Source organism: Microbacterium ulmi, from assembly GCF_011759705.1.
GTDB classification, from domain to species: Bacteria; Actinomycetota; Actinomycetes; order Actinomycetales; family Microbacteriaceae; genus Microbacterium; species Microbacterium ulmi.
In genome coordinates, this window is the sequence record NZ_JAAOZF010000001.1 from 1,687,420 (window position 1) to 1,707,977 (window position 20,558).

At 70.8% G+C, this 20,558-nt stretch carries 15 protein-coding genes and 3 tRNA genes; 7 read left to right on the forward strand and 11 right to left on the reverse strand.

The genetic code is table 11. The features are described from left to right. Window position 1 precedes the first annotated feature (1 nt). Window positions 2-1,012 carry a glycosyltransferase gene (locus FHS08_RS08060; protein ID WP_167037716.1) on the forward strand — a complete coding sequence of 337 codons (1,011 nt, stop codon included), beginning with the start codon at window positions 2-4 and terminating at the stop codon, window positions 1,010-1,012. Then, window positions 1,009-2,127 carry a glycosyltransferase gene (locus tag FHS08_RS17280; RefSeq protein WP_167037718.1) on the forward strand — a complete coding sequence of 373 codons (1,119 nt, stop codon included), beginning with the start codon at window positions 1,009-1,011 and terminating at the stop codon, window positions 2,125-2,127. The genes FHS08_RS08060 and FHS08_RS17280 overlap by 4 nt, the downstream gene beginning before the upstream one ends. Here the strand turns inward: FHS08_RS17280 and FHS08_RS08070 are convergent. From FHS08_RS08070 to FHS08_RS08100, 7 genes are all read right to left on the reverse strand, one after another. Next, window positions 2,116-3,849, reverse strand: a complete 1,734-nt coding sequence (locus FHS08_RS08070; RefSeq protein ID WP_167037720.1) for a polysaccharide biosynthesis tyrosine autokinase — start codon at window positions 3,847-3,849, stop codon at window positions 2,116-2,118. The genes FHS08_RS17280 and FHS08_RS08070 overlap by 12 nt on opposite strands. 256 nt (window positions 3,850-4,105) lie before the next feature. Beyond that, on the reverse strand, window positions 4,106-5,635 hold the full coding sequence (locus tag FHS08_RS08075) for a sugar transferase (protein WP_167037723.1): 1,530 nt from the start codon (window positions 5,633-5,635) through the stop codon (window positions 4,106-4,108). Window positions 5,636-5,923: 288 nt separating this feature from the next. Beyond that, window positions 5,924-9,823, reverse strand: coding sequence for an SCO7613 C-terminal domain-containing membrane protein (locus FHS08_RS08080; protein WP_167037725.1), 3,900 nt, complete (start codon window positions 9,821-9,823; stop codon window positions 5,924-5,926). Next, complete coding sequence (locus tag FHS08_RS08085; RefSeq protein WP_167037728.1) at window positions 9,820-10,050, reverse strand: helix-turn-helix domain-containing protein; 231 nt, start codon at window positions 10,048-10,050, stop codon at window positions 9,820-9,822. The genes FHS08_RS08080 and FHS08_RS08085 overlap by 4 nt, the downstream gene beginning before the upstream one ends. After that, a complete protein-coding gene (locus FHS08_RS08090) occupies window positions 10,050-10,526 on the reverse strand; it encodes a DUF2975 domain-containing protein (RefSeq protein WP_167037731.1) in 477 nt (158 codons plus the stop codon). Before FHS08_RS08090 ends, FHS08_RS08085 begins: the two co-directional genes overlap by 1 nt. Window positions 10,527-10,649: 123 nt before the next feature. Then, on the reverse strand, window positions 10,650-11,945 hold the full coding sequence (locus FHS08_RS08095) for a GmrSD restriction endonuclease domain-containing protein (protein ID WP_243847255.1): 1,296 nt from the start codon (window positions 11,943-11,945) through the stop codon (window positions 10,650-10,652). Window positions 11,946-12,039: 94 nt separating this feature from the next. Further along, entirely contained in the window at window positions 12,040-14,529 is a 2,490-nt protein-coding gene (locus FHS08_RS08100) for a phosphoketolase family protein (protein ID WP_167037734.1), read from the reverse strand. 133 nt (window positions 14,530-14,662) lie between these two features. Between FHS08_RS08100 and FHS08_RS08105 the strand changes: the two genes are divergently transcribed. The 4 genes from FHS08_RS08105 (at window position 14,663) to FHS08_RS08120 (ending at window position 17,401) form a co-directional block, all read left to right on the forward strand. Beyond that, window positions 14,663-15,211, forward strand: a complete 549-nt coding sequence (locus tag FHS08_RS08105) for a hypothetical protein (protein WP_167037736.1) — start codon at window positions 14,663-14,665, stop codon at window positions 15,209-15,211. 4 nt (window positions 15,212-15,215) lie between these two features. Beyond that, window positions 15,216-15,794: a hypothetical protein gene (locus tag FHS08_RS08110; protein ID WP_167037739.1), complete on the forward strand. Its 579-nt coding sequence runs from the start codon at window positions 15,216-15,218 to the stop codon at window positions 15,792-15,794. Window positions 15,795-15,808: 14 nt separating this feature from the next. After that, window positions 15,809-17,044: an FAD-dependent oxidoreductase gene (locus FHS08_RS08115; protein WP_167037742.1), complete on the forward strand. Its 1,236-nt coding sequence runs from the start codon at window positions 15,809-15,811 to the stop codon at window positions 17,042-17,044. A 90-nt stretch (window positions 17,045-17,134) separates the two neighbouring features. After that, window positions 17,135-17,401: a class I SAM-dependent methyltransferase gene (locus tag FHS08_RS08120; protein WP_167037745.1), complete on the forward strand. Its 267-nt coding sequence runs from the start codon at window positions 17,135-17,137 to the stop codon at window positions 17,399-17,401. Window positions 17,402-17,953: 552 nt separating this feature from the next. Here FHS08_RS08120 and FHS08_RS08125 read toward each other — a convergent pair. The 3 genes from FHS08_RS08125 to FHS08_RS08135 form a co-directional block, all read right to left on the reverse strand. After that, window positions 17,954-18,026, reverse strand: a tRNA-Phe gene (locus tag FHS08_RS08125). Window positions 18,027-18,096: 70 nt separating this feature from the next. Next, window positions 18,097-18,170 (reverse strand) — tRNA-Asp (locus FHS08_RS08130). A 30-nt stretch (window positions 18,171-18,200) separates the two neighbouring features. After that, a tRNA-Glu gene (locus tag FHS08_RS08135) sits at window positions 18,201-18,273 on the reverse strand. Window positions 18,274-18,494: 221 nt separating this feature from the next. Here FHS08_RS08135 and FHS08_RS08140 point away from each other — a divergent pair. Beyond that, entirely contained in the window at window positions 18,495-19,823 is a 1,329-nt protein-coding gene (locus FHS08_RS08140) for a peptidoglycan DD-metalloendopeptidase family protein (protein ID WP_341800364.1), read from the forward strand. A gap of 122 nt (window positions 19,824-19,945) precedes the next feature. On the opposite strand, the gene FHS08_RS08145 is transcribed toward FHS08_RS08140, so the two are convergent. Next, window positions 19,946-20,479: an inorganic diphosphatase gene (locus FHS08_RS08145; RefSeq protein WP_167037748.1), complete on the reverse strand. Its 534-nt coding sequence runs from the start codon at window positions 20,477-20,479 to the stop codon at window positions 19,946-19,948. Between the last annotated feature and the right edge of the window lie 79 nt (window positions 20,480-20,558).

The window sequence follows — 20,558 nt, forward strand, 5'->3', positions numbered from 1 at the left end:
CGTGCACGTCGTCCAGCTCGTGTGCTCGGGGGCGTTCGCGGGCGTCGAACGCTACGTCCTCACGGCCGCCGAAGGACTCGCACCTCACTGCCGTGTCACGGTCGTCGGCGGTGATCCCACCGTGTTCCCCGACCGCCTGTCGCGGTCCGGCGTCGCGTGGCTGCCGGGGTCGACGATCCCAGAGGCGCGGCGATCGCTCGCGCGCGTGTCGGACATCGACATCCTGAACACCCACATGACCGATGCCGACACGCTCGGCGCGCTCGTGCGGCCGAAGGGCGCTCGCGTCGTCAGCACGCGCCACTTCGCTGCGCCGCGCGGCGGCAGTGTGCCCGCGCGCGTCGTCAGCCGGCTCGCATCCACCCGCATTGCGGGGCAGATCGCGATCTCGGACTTCGTCGCCGGGCGGATCGAGTCGGAGAGCGTCGTGATCCACACGGGTGTGGCCACGGTGGCGGACGTGCCGTCCGGTGCGCGGGAGAACGCCGTGCTCGTGCTGCAGCGTCTGGAGGCCGAGAAGTTCACGGATGACGCGCTGCGCGCGTGGAGCCTCAGCGGCGCCCGCGCGCAGGGATGGCGGCTCTGGATCGCAGGGGACGGCGGCGAGCGACGTCGGCTCGAGAGCCTGGCCGCCGAGCTGGGGATCGGCGGCACGACCGACTTCCTCGGCTTCGCCCGCGACACGGGCGACCTCTACCGCCGCGCCTCGGTGCTGCTCGCCCCGACCCGCGTCGAGGGCCTGGGCCTGTCCGTCATCGAGGCGATGGCGCACGGTCTCCCTGTCGTCGCGACGGATGCCGGCGGTCACCGCGAGACCGTCGGCCCCGTCGCGGAGGCTGCGCTGTATCCCGCGGGGGATGCCGCGGCCGCCGCCGAGGAGCTCGATCGCCTCGTGGCGGACGCCGCGCTCCGCGGGCGGTACGGGGCTGCGCTGCGCGATCGCCAGCGCACGGAGTTCACGATCGACGCCCAGATCACGAGAACGCTCGACGTCTACCGGAGGATCGTGTGACGCGACCGATCGTCGTCCTGTCGCTGGAGCCGTGGGACGACGTCTGGCGGCGCAACCAGTACCTCATCGACGGGCTCCTGCGCCTCGATCCCGCGCTGCGGGTCCTGTTCGTCGAGCCTGCCGCCGATCCGGTGTACGCGGCGCTCTCGCGGCGGCTTCCGCGGCCGGGCGCAGGCCGTCGCGTCCCACCGGGCGGCGACGGCCGGCTGATCCTGTTCCAACCGACCAAGTGGCTCCCGCGCGTCGCCGGGTCGACAGCGGATCGGCTCCTGCGCCGTCAGGTCACCAGGGCCGTCCGCCGCCTGGGCTGGGAGCGCCCAGCCCTGTGGGTCAACGACCCGCGCTGGGCGCAGATCGTCGTCGAGACCGGATGGCCGTCGCTCTACGACATGACGGACGACTGGGTCGAGGCGACCCGCTCCGGCAGGGAGAGCCGTCGACTGCGCGAGACCGACGCCCTGCTCCTGCGAGTCGCGGATGCCGTCGTCGTCTGCTCGCGCGGACTCGAGACGTCGCGCGGGCGCGTGCGCCCCGTCCACCTCGTCCCCAACGCGGTCGACGTCGATCGCTACCGTACGCCCGTGGCCCGGCCCGGGGACCTTTCGGCGGGCGAGGTCGCACTGTATGCGGGCACTCTCCACGAGGACCGACTCGACGTCGATCTCGTGGTGGGCACGGCGCGGGCCCTGCGCGACCGCGGTGCGTCCGTCGTGCTCGTGGGGCCGAATGCGCTCACGGCGGAGAACACCGCCATCCTGGAGGCTCAGCCGAACGTGCACGTCCTCGGCGCCCGGCCCTGGCACGCGGTGCCCGCGTACCTCCAGCACGCCGACGTCCTGATCGTCCCCCACGTCGTCGACGGGTTCACCGAGAGCCTTGATCCGATCAAGCTCTACGAGTACCTCGCGGTCGGCCGCCCCATCGCGAGCACTCCCGTGGCCGGCTTCCGTGAGCGCGACGGGCGGGGCGTCGCGGTGGCGCGCGCAGAGGACTTCCCCGAGAAGGTCGCCGGCCTCATCGCGGAGCAGCCTCGGACGCTGCCCGCCGAGGACGTGCCGACCTGGGATGAGCGGGTCGCCGCCATGCTCGGCATCCTGCGCGAGCTACCCGCCTGAACGCGCATTCCCCTTCGCGGCGCTCATCGGGCTGTCGGCGTGCTCCTCGGTCGTGTGCTCGTCGGTCGCGATCGGCTCGTCGAGGATGACCTCGTCGTCGGCGGTCTCGAAGTCGTCGAGATCCTTCGGCACAGCGGGCTTGCCCGCGCTGGGACGCAGGTCCAGGCGCACACGACCAGACGAGCGGCGCTCGTGGGGCATGTCCCGCGTGGAGCTGTAGTAGCGGTCGTACGACTTGGGGACGCGCTTCCGGGAGCGATTCGCGACCACTCCGACCACGGCCACGTCGTTCGCGACGAGGTCGTCGACCGTGTCGACGAATCGGTCTCGACGTGTGCGGCCGAGCGACGCGAGCACGACCGCCCCGGTCGCGTGCTTCGCGAGCAGCGCGGCGTCGGTCAGCGCGTACGAGGGAGGGCTGTCGACGATGATGACGTCGGCGCGTGCGCGCACGAGGTCCAGCACGAGGCTGAGGGAATCGCTCGCGAGGAGGTCTGCGGGATCCGGCGGCTCCGATCCGGCCGGCAGGATCTTCAGCCCTGCGATGTCGGTGTCGGAGAGCAGCTGCTCGACATCCTCGCCGGAGATCGGCTCGTGGCTGTCGCGAGCCTTCTGGAGCAGCTCCGCGAGACCGGGGCCCTCCGCGGCTCCGCCGAAATAGGTCGGCAGCTCGGGGCGGCGCAGGTCGCCGCCGATGAGCACGATGCGCTTGCCCGAGCGCGCCCACGTCGCGGCGAGGTTGGCGGAGACGAACGTCTTGCCGTCGTTGGGCTCGACGCTCGTGATGACGAAGATCGAGCCGGACGTGCGGGCGAGCACCTGCAGGCTCGTGCGCATCGAGCGGATGCCCTCGTTGAGCGGTGTGCGGGCGCGGGCCAGGACCGGCAGCCGGTCGTCGCGCTTGGTGAGCTTGGGGTCCCACGGCAGCTGTGCGATCAGGGGCACGTCGACGAGCGACTCGAACTCGCGCTCGTCGCGGACGCGCGTGTCGAACTGCACCCAGATGAGCGCCATCCCGATGCCCGCCATCAGGCCGACCGCGAACGCGACCGCCAGGACCAGTGCGGGAGGGTTGCCGACGCGGCTGCCGGGATCGGCCGGGGTCTGCACCGTGAGCGGCGACCCGGCGAGGGTGATCGCCTCGACCTGCGTGCTCAGGGTTCCCAGCGAGCTCAACGCGCGGGCGAGGCTCGAGCTGGCGATGCTGTCGTCGGGGTTGGCGGTGACCTGACGCTGCAGGTCGGCCGCCTGGGCGGCCTTGTCGGCCTGCTGGCCCTGCAGGGCCACGAGCCCCGCGGCGACCTGGTTGTTGATGTACGTGATGTACGCGTCGGCGACGGCATTCGCCCGGTCGTTGGCGACCCCCGGCGAGGGACCCGTGACCGTGATGATGATCCGGTCGGTGCGGGCGCCCTCCACGACCCGCCAGGTGGTGGTGCCGTACAGGGCGGTGGCGGGCGTCTCGCCCACGATCTCGGCCGCAGCCTTGAGCACCTCGGGCGAGCCGATGCTCTCCGTGTCGAAGTCGACGGGGATGGAGCCGAAGTACTGCTCCATCATTCCGGATGCCGCAGCCGCGTTGAGCTTGAGGGTCGTGCTCGCCTGGTAGACGGGCGTCTGCCTCACGACATAGAGCCCGGCCGCGAGCACCGCGAGCACGACGACGAGCAGGATGGCCCATCGTCGCTGCCACAGCACATTGAGGATCTCGCGGAATGTCACATTGCTCCTGGCATGTCGGGCCTGAGGGCCGTCGCTACTGAAAACCGAGGGTACTTCGTCCGGTGCACCCGCCGTCCTCACTCCCGGGCGGCTCAGATGCTCTCGCGTCTCGCGTGGACCGGCCGCAGACCTTCGTCGGCCGAGGCGCAGGACAGCATACCGAATAGGGCTGTTCGCAACCTGAGCGTCCATCGAGACCGCGCCCGCTCCGCGAGCCCGCGTGCGCGGGTCCCGATCTCCGCCGGGTCGGAGGGGATCAGTACGCGCCCTTCGGGGCGACCATGACGGCGGCCGTGCGCCACATGAGGACGAAGTCGCTCGTGACCGACCAGTTCTCCACGTAGCGGAGGTCGAGTCGCACCGACTCCTCCCACGACAGGTCGCTGCGCCCGCCGACCTGCCACGGGCCCGTGATCCCCGGCTTGATGTAGAGGCGGCGGTAGACCTTGCCGTCGTAGGCCGTGACCTCGTCGGGCAGCGGCGGACGAGGTCCGACGACGCTCATGTCTCCCACGAGCACGTTCCAGAACTGCGGGAGCTCGTCGATCGAGTACTTGCGCAGGAGCCGGCCGACCTTCGTGATGCGCGGGTCGTCCTTCATCTTGAACAGGGGGCCGGCGCCCGCGTTGAGGTCTTGCAGGGCATCGCGCTCGACGTGCGCGTTCTCGCGCATCGAGCGGAACTTGACCATCGAGAACTGCTCGCCGTCGCGCCCGATGCGGCGCTGGCGGTAGAAGACCCGTCCGGGGCTGTCGAGCTTGATGGCCAGCGCGATGAACGGCAGCGCGACGGCGATCCCCAGGAGGGCGACCGTGGCGACGGCGATGTCGACCGCGCGCTTGAGCACGTACCGAGCGCCCTCGAACGTCGGGATGGAGACCTGGATCAGCGGCAGTCCCTCGACGGGGCGCAGCGACATGCGCGGCCCCGCGACATCGGCGAGGGGGCTCGACAGGACCAGCTCGGATGCCGTTCCCTCGAGCTCCCAGCCGAGACGCTTGAGGTAGTCCGGATCGTCGTCGGGCGTGCTGGCGACGATGACGGCGTCCGCGCTCAGCTGGGCGGCGACGATCTGAGCCGTGTTCGGGTTGCCCATCGCGTTGAAGGAGTGGCCGCCGACGTGGAGGGTCTCGATGTCGGCGTCCTCCAGCGCGACGCCCACGACGCGGTATCCGTTGAGGTCGTCGGTGTGCACGGACTTCACGACGTACTCGACATCGCGGCGCTTGCCCACGACGATCGCGCGGGAGACGTACTCGCCGGCCTGACGCTGACGGACGAGCCACCGGCGCGAGAGCCACCTTCCGGTCAGCAGTCCGGCCGTGCCCAGGGGCAGGGCGACGAGCAGCTGCATGCGCAGCCCCTGCGACTGCAGCAGGACGAACCCGATCGCGAGGACTCCGAACGCCATCCCGGTGGCGTGGCCGACGCGGCGATACTCCGTCGCGCCGTGGCCGATGGCCTGCGAGGCCCGCGTCTGGAACAGCGCGAGGGCCAGGAGCCAGATCGCGACGGTCAGCAGGAACACGCGACCGAACTGCCACGGTGCGTCGAGGATGTGGACCTGCGCGATCGTGACGATCTGGATCCAGGCGGCGAGGCCCGACGACAGGAGCACGACGGCGGAGTCGATGAGAGCGACCCGCTGGCGGTAGCTGCGCTCCCACCGCAGGCGCCGCTCGACGGCCGGTGCGACCCTCGGCGTGATGACCGTGCGTGGAAGCGGATCGGACAGTCGCGGCGCGGCGATAGGACCGCCGAGAGCGTCATCGGCGAACGTCGTCATAGGTCGCGCCACCGTTCACACGGCACGACCAGCACCCACTGCTGCATGCGCTTCCCCAGAATGCATCTTCCCCAAGATCGGCGGATCCCCACCGCCGATGCCCCTGTCCACCCCCGCTTGCTTCCGATCTCCGAAGAGACCTGCCGCAAGCCCCAGCCGCGAACATGAGAACTCCCTCACTCTACGCGCACGGACTCGGTTGTGGAACCAGCATTTGTAACGAGCGTGTGAACGCCCGAAAGATACATCCGCGGCGTGATTCCGCCTGCTCGGATGTCTGGATCGGCGTCAGGCGAGGTCGCGCAGACGCGCCGCGATGCCGGCGTCCTCGCCCGCCCTCCGCTCGTACGTGACGGCGATGATCAGCAGCACGGCTCCGACGACGGCGAGGGTGATCCACCATGGCATCGACTGGATGCCGCGCCCGATCTGCACGAGGAACGCGAGGGCGTTCTCGACGGGCAGCACGACGACGCCGATGAAGAACGGCGCGGCCAGCCGGCGTCCGGCGCCCACGAGGATCGCGATGAGGGCCAGCACGATGACGAGGATCGCGCGCCACGTCAGAGGATCGGTGAAGGTCGCGGCGATCGAGGCGCCGAGGGTGACGACGATCCCGGGAGCGAGCAGGGCCCACGAGCCGGCGAAGCCGGCGGGCCAGTCGTTCGGGGAACGGCGGGGCGCGGCATCCCGCGTGCTGAGGTGGAGGGCGCCGGCCGCGAGCAGGAGGAGGCCGAGGGGGAGCGAGAACCACTCGACGCGCAGGTCGCGCGGGCTCCACGCGACGACGGCGGTGACGAACGCGATCGCGAAGACGAACCAGACCGGTGGAAGGCTCGTCGTCCTCGCTCGGCTGCGCCACGCGATCGCGACGACGCCGAGGAGATACGCGAGCATGAGCGCCCACATCGTCCAGATCGTGAACCAGTCGCGGTGGATCGCGGGCCACGCCGCGACGGCCACGCAGAGCGCGGCGGGGGCATGAAGCCAGCGGGTTCGGGAGAGGCGCGACTCCGGGCGAGCGCCCGACAGCAGACCGCGGGCGGCGAGAGCCGCCGGGACGGCGCCCGCGATCCCCGTCGCGAGGCAGACCACGACGAGCGGGTCCGGCGCGCTGTCGAGGCCCGCGCCGAAGCGCACTCCCAGAACGGCCGCCGCCGCCGCGGCCGCGATCGCCGCGGCGAACGTCGCAGGGCGCAGAGCCCGCAGCCGCCACGCGTGCCGCCACCGTCCGAGCCCGAGCGAGAGCCCGAGCGCGACGAGGACCCACGACGCGGCGACCAGCCCGTACCCGCGTGCGACGGTCCCATCGATCGCGAGGACCGCGACGAGCGGCACGATCGCAACGGCGAGCCCCGACGCGTACAGCGGCGCGCCCCGCTTTCCACGCGCGGTCAGGGCGGCGCCGACGGCGGCGGCGCCGAGAGCCGGCGGCAGCAGGAACGGCTCCACCCCGCCGACCCCCGTCATCCCCCATACGCACCAGAGCGCACCCGTGAACGACGCGCCCGCGAGCCACCAGCCGTAGCGCCGCTTCGCCCACACCGACGTCGCCGCCGCGCCGATGCCGAGCACGACGAGCACGAGGAACGTCGTTCCCAGTCCCGCCGCATCCCGCACGATCGCGAGCAGCACGGCGATCGCGGCGGTCAGGAGCGTCGACGCCTCGATCGCGAGGCGCACGAGCGAGGCGTCCTGCTCGCCGATGCGCGAGGCGAGCGCCGAGCGGATCATCGCGGTGCTCGGCAGCGTGAGCGCGACGATGACGGCGATGACGGGCAGCACGACGGGCGACCCGCTCGCCGCGAGCAGCTGGGCGCCCAGGCACACCACGACGACGGCGAGCGAGGGTACGAGGGTGGCTGCGGCGAGGCTGCGGACCGGGATGCCGAGCCCTGGTCGCCTCGTCACGACGAGCGTGAGCGCGAGCAGGAAGATGAGCCCCGTCGAGAGCGCGGTCCATCCGCTGCGTTCGAACAGGACCTGCACGACGCCGAGCGCGAAGGGAACCGCGGTGACGACCAGGAGCGCGTACCACGTGCGCGGCGGGACGGATGCGAGGAAGGTCCCTGCGACGGCGGTGAGCGCGCCCGCCGACGTCGTCAGGCAGACGACGGGGATCGGATCGGTGCCCCACAGCGTGAGCGCCGTCGCGAGGACGACGAGCGCGTACGCGTAGCCGGCGCCCGCGTGGACGAAGCGGACGGATGCCGGGACCGTGCGCGCGATCGCCGCGATCGTGACGACGACGGCGATGCCCGCACCCACGACGACGGCATCGTCGCGCCATGACGTGATGGCGCACAGCAGGATCGCGAGGTGTGCGCCCACGATGAGCGGCACGCGTGCCCCCGCCCGTGCGGTGCGCAGCGGCGTGAGCACGAGCGCCGCGCCGACCGCGATCGCGAGTCCCAGGCCGATCGCGATGCGCCCCCAGAGCAGGACGCCGGGCGCGCTGGCCAGTGTGAGGCCCGCGAGCACGGCGTACCAGACCCCGAGGTCGCCGAGCCAGCGCGTGCCGATCGGCGGGAGGACGGACGCGCCGCGGGCGGAGGCGTCGGCCCGGGCGTCTTCATCGGCGTCGAGCGGGGCGTGTCCGATCTGCACCGCGGCGGGGCCGCTCGACACGGCGGCCGAACCGATCGACAGCGCGACTGAGTCCCCCGACAGCGAGTCCGGGCCGTCCTGCATCGCGGCCGAACCGTCCGACAGCGCGACCGAACCGTCCGACAGCGCGACCGGGCCGTCCGGCACCGCGGCTGGGCCGGCGCGGCCGACCGCCCCTCGGGTCGGGGCGGCGGCATCCCTCCGCGCCCGCAGCAGGGAGAAGAGCACGAGTCCGGCGGCGAGGGCCGACAGGCCCAGGATGACGGCGGTCGTGCCGCCGGCATCCGTCGCCCCCGCGGTTCCGTCGCGCCGCAGGAGCACCGCGAGGAGAACGGTGAGTCCCGCCACGGCGGTCGGTGCGAAGGCGCTCAGCGCCACCGCGGTCACGGCACCGCCCGTGACGAGACTCCGCCCCGCCGTGCGCGGAAGCGGCACGAGCGCAGCGACGACGTTCAGGCCGACGACGGCGGCGGCCGGAAGGAGGGCGAACTGCCAGTAGAACGGGATCGCGCCCGCCTCGGCCGACAAAGGCAGCGCGACGAAGGCGAGCACCCCTGCGCCGCCCGCGACGAAGCTCCACAGCGAGCGGGCGACATGGCGGGTCGAGAAGAGCGACAGGGCCGCGATGGCGGCAAGCAGAGCGCTCATCCCGAGCCAGCGCGCCGACTCCGAGTCGGCACCCGCGAGCCACTGCTGACCGAAGGCCGCGACGGTCGCGACGACCTGGACGATCGTCAGCGCGACCCGCTCCGACCGCAGCGGGTCGCCGAACCGTCGTGCGAGGCCGCCGACCGCCTCGACGAGCACGCTCGCCGCCACGGCCGTGCCGAGCCATCCGAACACGCCGGCCCCGTCCGCGTCGAACGCGAACATGGCGGGAACGAGAGCGAGCCCGAGCAGCGACGTCCACAGCCACACGCGGATCCGCAGCCGCACGGCGAGAGCCGCCATGATCGCGCCCGCGATGAGCGTGCCGAGAGCCGCGAGCGTCCACGGCCGGTCGGGGGCGAGCTGCGAGAACGCCTGAACATCGAGCGCGAGGAACACCATCCCGAGCGCGCCGACGGCCTCGGCGGAGAACTGGAGGCCCCTTCGCGCGAGCGACCGGGCCGTGAACAGGAACGCGAGCGTGATCGCCGCGATGATGAGGCCGCGCGCGCCGCGGTCGGTGAGATCGGGATTGAAGAACGTGAACACGATCGCGGCGATCGCGACGAGCCCCGCGCCCGCGACGGCGAGGACGGACTGCACGGTCGCGCTCGCGCGTTGCGGCGCGGAGGGAAGGACGGATGCCGCGGCCGGCCGCGAGACGGCGGGCGCCGTCGCGTCCTCGACGGGGCGCACGGGCACGCGGTCGAGGACGGACTGGCGGGCCTCGAGGGCTGCGACGGCGGCCTGCGAGGCATCCCACAGCTCCGCTCCAATCCCTCCGGTGAAGTCGGCGCCGCAGTTCGGGCAGCGCTGATGCGTGATCGGGGTGTCCTCGCACACGGGGCACGTGATCGTGTCGAGGAGGCGTCCGGCCGCCGCAGAGCTCCACGTCGGGACGCGCCTCGTGGCCGGAACGCTCGACGCGCTCACGCGGCATCCCCCCCGTCCGTCTCTTCGGGGACCCACTCGAGGATGTCGCCGGGCTGGCACTCGAGCACGCGGCAGATCGCGTCGAGCGTCGAGAACCGCACGGCCTTCGCGCGCCCGTTCTTGAGCACCGACACGTTGACGGGCGTGATGTCGATCGCGGCGGCGAGCTCGTTCACGGACATCTTCTTCTTCGCGAGCTCGACGTCGAGATTGATGACGATCGGCATCACACCACCTCCGACAGGTCGTGCTCGAGCTGGGACGCCTTCTTCAGGAGCCCGCGGAGGACGACGATCAGAAGTGAGAGGCCGGCGCCCACCACGATGCCGATGAGGCACAGGAGCGCGATCGACGGCGGGCTCGCTCCCGCCGCCTGCAGCAGGAGCAGCGAGCCGACGATGAGGAGCGTCGCCAGGACGACCGCCCCGAGTGCGACATCGACCCACGCGAACGCCTTCTCGTCGAAGGTGCCGTCGATGCGCACGAGCGACAGCAGGCGCCACACGCACACGAGCACGATCTGGGCGCAGACCGCGAAGACGACGCCGATGATGATCCCCGGAACCTCGAGGTCCGCGAACTCGGGGTAGAGGCGCGCGAGACCGGAGGCCGTGACAGGCAGCACGACGATCTGGCAGAACAGCAGCAGCCCCACGAGCACGACGATGAGCCCCTTGAGGACGGCGATGGTGATGCGATGCATGATCCGCCTATCGATAAACAGTCACTGTCTATCGACAAACGATACACATCTACCGAGAAACGACAAGTGGCACTACGCGTCGATCTCGCTCGGCGCGCGCGCGGCATCCCCTGCCGGCCGGGATCACTCGCAGGCGACTCCGTCGCCGTCGCGATCGAGCTTCCTCGAGTACCCGGGCTGCCCATCATAGAGCGGCGCGGCACCCGCCGCGCGGACCGCCGTGCAGTTCGCGTAGTGCACGCTCACCGGCGCCTCGGGCGCAGGTTGGGCAGGCGCCGGTTGGGCAGGCGCCGCGGGCACGTCCGCGGGAGGGGCCTCCTCCACGGGAGCGACGGGAGGCGGCGCGAAGAGCGAGACGTACGAGCGCTGACCGGGGCACGCCTCGAGGAGTCCCGCGATCGCGTCGTGCTCGGCCTGGGTGACCCACAGGCCGTAGGCGGCCTTGACCGACACCTGCCGCGCGACGTATTCGCATCGGAACGCCTTATTGTGCGGCAGCCAGGTCGCGGCGTCGCCGTCTCCCTTCTGCAGATTGGCCCGACCCGACACGGCGAGGAGGTTCAGCGGGTCGTTGGCGAACGGCTGGCGGGTCTCTTCGGTGAGCTGTTGCGCGCCCTTCTGCCACGCGTCGCCCAGCGCCACGAGGTGGTCGATCTGCACGACCGAAGAGGTCTCGGGGCCGCGCTCGAACGTGATGGAGGTCGCGGTGTAGGGGTCTCCCAGGGTTCCGCCCGACACGGTGCACCGGTCTGTCGTCGTCATCGCGGTGAGGTCGCGTCGAAGGATGTCGTCGCGGGTGTCGCAGCCGTTGCCGTCGACGTCCTTCCACGCGGGCCCGAACGCATCGCGCGAGTATCCCGTCTTCGGTGCTCGACCCTTGATCTCGAGCGTCGCGAGCGCCTCGAGAGCCGTCCGGCTGTCCGCCTGCAGAGTGGCGTCGTTCCTCCAGGTCTCATCCGCGGGGGGCGCGGGTGCGGGGGAGGGAGCCTTCGCGGTCTCGACCAGCGGCGCGGGTTCCGCTGTCGCGGCGGGTGCTGCATCCGTTCGGCTCGCGTCGTCCGGGCGGTTCGTCACGGACGTGATCGTGCCGGCGATCATGAAGACGACGGCCGCGACGGAGGTCAGGGCGAGCGCCGCCTTGCGGCTTCGGAGTCCGAGCCACGTCGGAGTGCCCTTCACGAGCGCGACGATGCCCGTGATCAGCACCGCGAGCGCGGCCAGCGCGATCATGGGCGAGAGCAGAACGATGAAGCCGATCAGCAGGACGGCGCCGACAATCCACATCCACGGCTTCACGCGTCGCGCCTTCGCCGCCGGAGGGGGAGGAGGGGGAGGCGGCGCCAGCGAGACGGCGGGCGATGCCATGCCGTCCGTCGGCGGCAGGCTCCACCGTGTGTCGCCGGCTGGGGGCGTGCTCATTCTTCTCTCCCCTTCGTGGATGTCCCGATGGGTCGAGTCTAGATATGGTCAGACCACGCAGCCTGAGTGACGGCTGTCAGCGCGAGGGATGCCCCTACTCGTTGTCGCCGCCCGTCGCGGCCGTCGCGCTGACGGACCCCTCGCCCGAGACCTCGCGCGCGTCCGGCCACACCCAGTCGCGGATCTCGACGGGGTCCTCGCCATGCTGCCGCGCGTACTGGCGTGCAGCCATGCGCCGGTCGTCGAGCTTCTGCGCCAGCAGGGCCGCGCGCGAGCCCAGCGACGGAACGCGCTCGATGACCTTCATGACGAGGTAGAAGCGGTCCATCTTGTTGAGCATCGCCATGTCGAACGGGGTCGTGGTCGTGCCCTCCTCGATGTAGCCGCGCACGTGGAGGTTGTGGTGCCCGTGGCGCCGGTAGGTGAGGCGGTGGATGAGCCACGGGTAGCCGTGGTAGGCGAAGATGATCGGCTTGTCGACCGTGAACAGCTGGTCGAACTCGCGGTCGGTCATGCCGTGCGGATGCTCCTCGGAGGGCTGCAGCCGCATGAGGTCGACGACGTTGACCATGCGCACCTTGAGATCGGGCAGCTCCTCCCGGATGATGTCGATCGCCGCGAGCGCCTCGAGCGTGGGCACGTCCCCCGCGGCCGCGATGACGACATCCGGCTCCTCGCCCGTCGGGACGTTCGACGCGAACTCCCAGATGCCGGCGCCGCGCGTGCAGTGGTGGATCGCCTCCTCCATCGTGAGCCAGGACGCCTGCGGCTGCTTGCCCGCGACCACGACGTTGACGTAGTCGCGCGAGCGCAGGCAGTGGTCGTAGACACTGAGCAGCGTGTTGGCGTCCGGCGGCAGGTAGACCCGCACGACCTCCGCCTTCTTGTTGACGACGTGATCGATGAAGCCGGGGTCCTGATGCGAGAAGCCGTTGTGGTCCTGTCGCCACACGTGACTCGACAGGAGGTAGTTCAGCGACGCGATCGGCCGCCGCCATTCCAGCTCGCGCGAGACCTTGAGCCATTTGGCGTGCTGGTTGAGCATCGAGTCGACGATGTGGATGAACGCCTCGTACGACGTGAACAGTCCGTGGCGGCCCGTCAGGAGGTACCCCTCGAGCCAGCCCTGGCACTGGTGCTCGGACAGCATCTCGACGACCTGGCCGCTCTTGCCGAGGTGCTCGTCGTCGTCATCGAGGGCCGCGTTCCACGCCTTGTCGGTGACGTCGAGCACGGCCTGGATGCGGTTCGACGCGAGCTCGTCGGGCGCGAAGACGCGGAAGTTGTCGAGGTTCCTCGCCATCACCTCCTTGAGCCAGGAGCCGAGCACGCGCGTCGCCTCGACCGGTGCGGAGCCGGGAGCGGGCACGTCGACCGCGAAGTCGCGGAAGTCGGGGAGCGCCAGATCCCGCAGCAGCAGACCGCCGTTCGCGTGCGGCGTCGCGCTCATGCGCAGGTCGCCGGGCGGGGTCAGCGCCGTCACCTCGGGCTTCGGGGCGCCGGACGCGTCGAACAGCTCCTCCGGGCGGTACGACTGCAGCCAGTCCTCGAGGACGTGCAGGTGCTCGTCGGTGTCGCGCGCGGAGGCGAGCGGCACCTGGTGGGCGCGCCACGAGTTCTCGGTGCGCTTGCCGTCGATCTCGGGCGGGCACGTCCAGCCCTTCGGCGTGCGCAGCACGATCATGGGCCACGCGGGCCGGTCGATCGCAGGGTCGGCCGCGGCCGCCGCCTTGACGGCGGCGATCTCGTCGAGGACGGTGTCGAGCAGCTCTGCGAAGCGCCGGTGGATGGAGAGGTGGTCCTCGTCGTCGAACCCCGCGACGAAGAAGTGCGGCTTGTGCCCATAGCCGACCATCAGCGCGTGGAGCTCTTCGTCGCTGATGCGGGCCAGCACCGTGGGGTTGGCGATCTTGTACCCGTTCAGATGCAGGATCGGGAGGACCACTCCGTCGGTCGCAGGATCGATGAACTTGTTCGAGTGCCAGCTCGTCGCGAGCGGACCCGTCTCGGCCTCGCCGTCGCCCACGACGGCCGCGACGAGCAGGTCGGGATTGTCGAACGCCGCGCCGTACGCGTGCGAGAGCGCGTAGCCGAGCTCGCCGCCCTCGTGGATCGAGCCGGGAGTCTCGGGCGCGACGTGCGAGGGGATGCCGCCCGGGAACGAGAACTGCGTGAACAGCCGCTTGATGCCCGCTTCGTCGTACGAGATGTCGTGGTACGTCGTCGTGTACGTGCCGTCGAGGAAGGATGCCGCGACCAGCCCCGGCCCGCCGTGCCCGGGGCCGATGATGTACATCGCGGGCTGCAGGCGCCGCAGGATCGCGCGGTTCAGGTGCGAATAGATGAAGTTGAGTCCCGGCGTCGTGCCCCAATGGCCCACGAGCCGCGGCTTGACGTGGTCTCGCTGGAGGGGCTCCCGCAGGAGGGGGTTGTCGAGCAGGTAGATCTGCCCGACGCTGAGGTAGTTCGCGGTGCGCCACCAGAGGTCGATGGCCTGGACGTCTTCGTCGCTGACACCGCCGTCCGAGCGGGTCCAGGGGGTCGCGACGGGCTCAGTGAGGTTTCCGGTCACGGCTTCGAGCATGGCACCGCGGCTGCGCCGGCGACAGGGGTTCCGGATGCCGCGGCCCGCGGCATCCGTGCTCTTCGTCGCGAGCCATTGCGCTCGCCGCGGCGGGTGCGATAGTCAACAAGGGAGCCCTGTGGGAGGAGACCCAGTGACGCTAGCGGATGCCGAGTCGGCGGCGTCGATCGTGAACAGCGTCGTGCAGGCGGTCGCCCTGCTCGTCGCCGGCGTCTGGGCGTGGGCCAGGTTCGTCCACGGTCGCGTGCGGCAGCACCGCGTCGTTCCGCTCGTGGAGGCGCGCTGGCTCGATCTGGCAGGATCGCCCGCCGTCGCGGTGAGCGTCACCATCACCAACGGCGGCATCGGTCGCCTCCCACTGGGGGCGGACGCGTGCTGGGTCGAGGTGTCCTGGCTCCCGGCCGGCCGATGGCTCGCAGGGCCGGTGGACTGGGCGGCGCCGGCGGGATCGGCCTGGAGGGCGACGATGCTTGCGGCGCACACCGTGATCGAGCCCGGCGAGACCGTCCGTGACGAGCAGATCGTCGTGCTGACGCCTGACCCCGGTGCCGGCGTCCCGGTCGCCTGCCGGGCGACGGTCCGGCTCACGGCGCCCAGGACACTCCGCTCCGGCGTGACGGAGGCGTGGGCCGCGACGACGGTCGTGGCGAGCCCAGATGTGGCGCGGGCGACGGGGAGCTGAGCACGTGGCCAAGTGGACCGAGGAGATGCAGGAGACGGCGCGCCGCCACGGCGAGGCGGCGCTGCGCCGCGCCGCAGAGCAGACGCAGCGTCAGGAGTCGGCACGGGCGACGATGGCCGGGATGCGCGCGAGCGCGCAGGAGAGCGGCCGGCTCGCGGTGTTCGACCTCGCCGAGGAGCTCCTCGGCCCCTACTTCTGGTTCACGCCCGTCGGAGGCGCGATCGCCCTCGCCGCCGCGCAGTCGGGGCCGCTCGTCGTCGCGCTGCGGCTCATGCCTGCGGCGGAGGGGCCCGCGGGAGAGCTGCCGTTCGCCGTCGATCCCGCAGCGACCGTGGAGGCGCTCGAGGCCCGCGACGCCTATTGGGAGACGGATGCCGCGGCCGTCCTCGCTGCGCTTCCCCCACTGTCCTCGGTGTCCGCCTGGCCCGGAACGCGGCAGGGGCTCTTCACGGCTCGCGGGCTCGAGGACTTCGCGGAGTTCCTCGCCGGCTGTGAGCGTCGCGCCGCCGAAGCCCGCGCCGCAAGCGAGCGCGCGGCGCTCCTCGAGGCCGGCTCGCTCGGCTTCGACGTCCCGCCGCTCTGACCGGCGGTCGGCGCGTGCGGATCGGAGTGATCGGCGGCGGAGGTGCGGGCCTCACGACGGCGTGGCTCCTCGAGGAGCACCACGACGTCATGCTCTTCGAGCGCGACGAGCGGCTCGGCGGGCATGCCCACACGGTCGACGTCGAGGTCGACGGGCAGCGGCTGCAGGTCGACGCGGGCTTCGAGTTCTTCGGCGGATCGACGTATCCGACCTTCACGCGGCTGCTCGACGCGATCGGCGTGCCGCGACGGTCGTACCCGGCGACGTTCACGCTCACGGGTGGCGGCGGGTCGATCGTCCTGCCGCCGGTGCGGGGAGGGATGCCTGCATGGCGGTCGCTGGGTCCGGCATCCGTCGCTCATCTCCTGCGGCTCCGCCGCTTCGCAGCGGGGATCCCGGCGTTCATGCTGGCGCACGACACGTCCATCACGATGCGCGAGCACCTCGACCGGCTGCGGCTGCCGCCGTCGTTCCGAGACGAGTTCCTCGTGCCGTTCCTGCTCGGGTTCTGGTGCGTCGAGCTCGACGAGTTCCTCGAGACTTCGGCGTACAACACGCTCTTCTATCTCGCGGCGATGACCGGATGGCGCGCTCCGATGCAGTTCGAGATCGACGGCGGGATGCGCACGTACGTCGATGCGCTCACGCGCGATCTCAGGCGGACCGATGTGCGCGTGGCGTGCGGCATCCGACGCATCTCGCGCCCGCCGGGCGGGTTCGCCATCGACGACGCTCGCGGCCGCACTCACGAGTTCGACCAGATCGTGCTCGCTGCGCCGGCCGACTTCGCGGCGGAGCTGCTGACCGGCGTGCCCGGGCTGGAGGAGCGCACGACGCAGCTGCGGCGCTTCGAGTTCTTCGATGCCGTCATCGCGATCCACGGCGACCGGCGGCTCATGCCCCCGCGTGAGCGCGACTGGTCGGTCGTCAACTCCCGCTGGGACGGCGCCCACAGCCAGCTCTCGATCTGGAAGCCGACGCGGGGGCTGCCGCTCTTCCGCAGCTGGGTCACGTACGAAGAGCGGATGCCCGAGCCCCTCCACGAGCTCGTGCGCTACCGCCACGGACGAGGCACGCCTGCGCACTTCGAGGCGCAGCGGCGCCTCGCCGCGATGCAGGGCGAGCACGGCGTCTGGCTCGCCGGCATGTACGCCGACGACGCCGACTCGCACGAGAGTGCCGTCCACTCTGCCGTGACGGTCGCCGAGCGGCTTGCGCCGGAGTCGAGAAGGCTCGGGATGCTGCGCTGACCGAGTCGCTTCAGCCGCCCAGGCACAATGGCCGCGTGAGCCCGACTCAGCGGCCGCGATGGAAACCACAACATCCACTGCCACCGGATCGTGATGGATGCCGTCCCGCGCGGCGCGGTGTCGGCGCTCGATGTCGGCACGGGCGACGGCCTGCTCGACGCAGGCCTGAGGCGGGTGTTTCCGGATGTCTCGGCGATCGATCTCGACGCCAGTGTGCTGGCGCGCGCTCGAAGCGGATGTCAGGCGGCAAAGCGCGGCGGGAGTCGGCGCATTCAAAGGCGTTCCAACAAACGCGGCGAAAGGCCGGTCACTTCCCTCATCCAAATCCGATGGTCTTCCCACAACACCCTCCGATGAGGTGTTGCTTCCAGCGGTTGAGCCCAGTGTCAACCCGTCGATCGCGTTCACCGACCGACTCGTCGACGAGGGCATCGACCTGTCCGTCGGCCGCGTCGGGGACGCCAACGGCAACTGCCTCGCGGCGTCGCAGATCGGTCTCCACAATCCGAGCTCATCCACCACAAGGGACCCTGGCGCGACGTCGGCCACGTCGAAGCAATAACCGCGTCATGGGTCCTGTGGCTCAACAGCGAGCGCCCGCGCGGCTCGATCGACGACCTCACACCGCTCGAGGCTGAGCGACTCGACTACGCCTGCAATTAACCGGTCGAGCACGCCGGCTGACGCAAGCAAGACGCCCTCCGGACACGCCGGGGCGAGTCACGTCTCGTCTCTTTCAGGCGGGTTCTCGGCACATTTCCCGCACAAGCAGACGAATCAGGGGCTCCGACGGCCGCAGTGGACGGCAGCGAGCCCTCCGCCACCAGCACAAGCGGATCCAGAGAAATCGGCCCCTGACCAGCACAAATGAAGAAACCCCCGTGCGTAGAAGCCGCACGAGGGTTCCAGTGGCTCCGACGGGCGTCGATCCCGTGACCTCACGATTTTCAGTCGTGCGCTCTACCAACTGAGCTACAGAGCCGCGCGGCAGGCGAAGCTGCCGCATCCTAGACGAAAGGCCCTCTGAAAACAAAGGGCCTGTCGCTCCGGAGCGACCCTGACGGGACTTGAACCCGCGACCTCCGCCGTGACAGGGCGGCACGCTAACCAACTGCGCTACAGGGCCATGCTTATTAAGTTCTGTCTGCGGTAGGAGTGACCCCAACGGGATTCGAACCCGTGCTACCGCCGTGAAAGGGCGGCGTCCTAGGCCGCTAAACGATGGGGCCGGGTGAACCCAGGGGCTCACGCTTACCGAGAGACAAGCATACGGATTATCCAGCGAATGCGCGAATCGAGGGCGCGTCGCGCGTGTCCCGGCGCGCAGAGCCGCGAAGATGACCCGTGCGTATGCCCGCGATCCGGGGCACACTGGAAACGCGGCATCCCGATTGCGCTTGTGACTCATGTTGCTAGTGTGAAAGCTGTGACTCGACGACGGGAGGATCCTGTGGAGTCTCAGGAGACGTCAGGCGCGGGTGGCGAGACCGCCTCCCGCGATCTGCGTCTGCGCTGGCCCGCCATGGATCGTCGCACCGCGCTGGGGGTCGGCATCCTGAGCGTTCTCGGGATCGCGGCCTTCGGTTCGTCCGTGCTTCCGCGCGCGTTCGCGGCCGACTATCCCTCCTGGGACGACGTCGAGCGCGCGAGGGCGAACGAATCGGCGAAGGCCGACGAGGTCACGAGGATCGAGGCCCTCATCGCGGGCCTGCAGGCCGAGGTCACCCGGACGCAGGAGGTCGCGAAGCAGACCGCCGACGCCTACTACGTGGCCCAGCAGAACTACATCGACGCCGCCTACCGCGCCGACCAGCTGCAGCAGCAGGCGGACGCCGAGGCGCAGAAGGCGGTGGATGCCGCGAACAAGGCCGGTCGGGTCGCTGCGCGCCTATACCGCAACGGCGGCGACGACACATCGCTCGAGCTCTTCTTCGCGGGGTCGGCGGCGAGCGCCGACGACCTGCTCGCCCGGCTCGGCACGATGGACAAACTCATCGCTCGCAACAAGTCGGTCTACGCGGACGCGATCACGGCGCGCGGCTCGGCGCAGAGCCTCAGCGATCAGGCGGCGGCGCAGCGCGAAGAGCGCGACCGGCTGCAGAAGATCGCCGAGCAGAAGATGGTCGAGGCGCAGGCCGCGGCCGAGGCCGCGCAGGCCGCCCTCGACACCCAGGAGGCGCACCTCACCGAGCTGCAGGCCCAGCTGCTCGCCCTCAAAGACCAGACCGCGAAGACGCTCGCGGACTACCAGGCCGGCGTCGAGGCCGAACGCAAGCGGAAGGAAGCCGAAGCCGCAGCGGCGGCTGCCGCAGCGGCGGCGGCCGCGGCGGCGGGCAAGGCGCAGGGCGGCGGGATCGTGCAGGGCTCGGGATGGTGCCGGCCCAACGCGGGATGGATCAGTTCGGGCTACGGCCCGCGCTCCCAGCAGTGCGGCTCGAGCTACGGATGCTCGAGCTCGTGGCACCTCGGCATCGACTTCGCAGCCGGCGATGGATCGCCCATCTACGCCGCGGCATCGGGAACCGTCACGATGGCGTGGCCGTTCAGCGGGTTCGGCAACTACGTCCGGATCGATCACGGCAACGGGATCGGCACGGGCTACGGGCACGCGTCGGCGATCTATGTGCGCGCGGGACAGTGGGTCACCGCGGGTCAGCACATCGCGGCGGTCGGACACACGGGCCGGGCGTACGGACCCCACCTGCATTTCGAGGTGTACGTGCCGGGCGGCACGACCGACCCGAAGCCGTTCCTGGCGGCGCGCGGCGTCTACGTCTGATCCGCGGCGCCCGAGGACGGTATATCTGATCCGCGGCGCCCGAGGACCCTATATCTGATCCGCGGCACCCCGAGAACGCGAAAGGCGGATGCCGCCGCATCCGCCCCCCGAGAATCCGACGGCTAGAGAGTCGACGGCGCGAAACCCTCGCCCTGCGTCTTGGTCTTGCCCTCGTGCTCGGCGAAGCGGTCGTACGCCTCGAGCACGAGCCGCTCCGCCTCGGCGGCATCCGCCCACTCGTCGACCTTGACCCACTTGCCGGGCTCGAGGTCCTTGTAGTGCTCGAAGAAGTGCGTGATCTCCTTGCGCGTGAACTCGGGGATGTCGTCGACGTCCTGGATGTGCGTCCAGCGCGGGTCCTTCGCGAGCACCGCGACGACCTTGTCGTCGCCGCCGGCCTCGTCGCTCATCTTGAGCACGCCGACGGGGCGCACCGACGCCATGACGCCGGGGTAGAGGTCGTGGTCGAGCAGGAGCAGGACGTCGAGCGGGTCGCCGTCCTCGCCGAGGGAGTTCTCGAAGAAGCCGTAGTTCGTGGGGTAGCCGAACACCGTGTAGAGGACGCGGTCGAGGAAGACGCGGCCCGTGCCGTGGTCGACCTCGTACTTGACGCGGCTGCCCGCGGGGATCTCGATGACGGCGTCGTACGCGCCCATGATGGTGCTCCTTCGAAAAGACTGTGGGATGCCGCCGTCAAGCCTAGTCGCGAGGCTCTCGCGTGCAGAACTCCACCGA